The organism is Variovorax sp. Root411 (assembly GCF_001425205.1).
GTDB lineage: Bacteria > Pseudomonadota > Gammaproteobacteria > Burkholderiales > Burkholderiaceae_C > Variovorax.
Genome location: NZ_LMDW01000020.1, coordinates 245807 through 246068, shown reverse-complemented (window position 1 = coordinate 246068; position 262 = coordinate 245807). Strand labels below are relative to the sequence as shown.

General features: G+C 62.6%; 1 protein-coding gene. It reads right to left on the bottom strand.

Annotation, left to right across the window (positions count from 1 at the left end; all coding sequences use genetic code 11):
- Nucleotides 1-262 (bottom strand): VCBS domain-containing protein (locus ASC92_RS28960; RefSeq protein ID WP_200936038.1); only part of this gene is annotated, 262 nt, incomplete at both ends.

Sequence of the window (262 nt, the reverse complement as noted above, 5' to 3'; positions counted from 1 at the left end):
GAAGTTCGACTGGCCCGCATCCACATCGGCGATCGTCAGCGCTCCACTGGTGCTTAGATTCGGCGTCGATGCATCCTCGGTCACCGCGCCGCTGGCGATGCCACCGATCACCGGCACGTCATTGGTCCCGGTAATGGTTACGGTCACGAGCTGGCTGGCCGTCCCGTCGGACGAGACTGCAGTAAAGCTGTCGCTGATCGACTCCCCTGCACCCAGCTGCTGGATCGCCGCCTGGCTGTTATCGGTCGCATAAGTCCAAGTG